The organism is Lactococcus sp. DD01, from assembly GCF_001578715.1.
In the GTDB taxonomy this organism is placed as follows: Bacteria; Bacillota; Bacilli; order Lactobacillales; family Streptococcaceae; genus Lactococcus; species Lactococcus petauri.
The window spans coordinates 1-379 of sequence record NZ_KQ968963.1 but is presented as its reverse complement, the minus strand read 5'-3'; the positions used below and the strand labels follow the sequence as shown (position 1 = coordinate 379).

Sequence of the window (379 nt, the reverse complement as noted above, 5' to 3'; positions counted from 1 at the left end):
CTAACTTTAACCAATATTCCACTCTCACCTTTGGTTGGGAACGTGACAATCTAGAGGAACCTTGGTACTTGCCGACCTTTAATCATGACAGTATAGATTTGACGACAGCTGCTGCCGGTGATGCGCAAGACTACCTTGAAAGAGGTGCCACTCATCCCGGCAATGGCACAGATAATTTCTGGCAAGCCAATGTCTCCTACACTAATGGACAAAATGACATCGTCTGGCCAGGTTCTACAGAGGGCACACGCACAACTTCCCAGAACCTCCGCCAAGAGCGCAATCCTATTACCCTGCAAGAATGGAGAGCACTCCGAACAGAGGCAGAGAATGATGAAGTAGGAAGAAATAAGCAAATCGGGAACTTCTGGGTCATGGA

Annotated in this window: 1 pseudogene; it reads left to right on the top strand. The window is 48.0% G+C overall.

Annotated elements, in window-relative coordinates:
- Positions 1-379: pseudogene (locus LACDD01_RS12135) on the top strand (hypothetical protein); the annotation flags it as partial.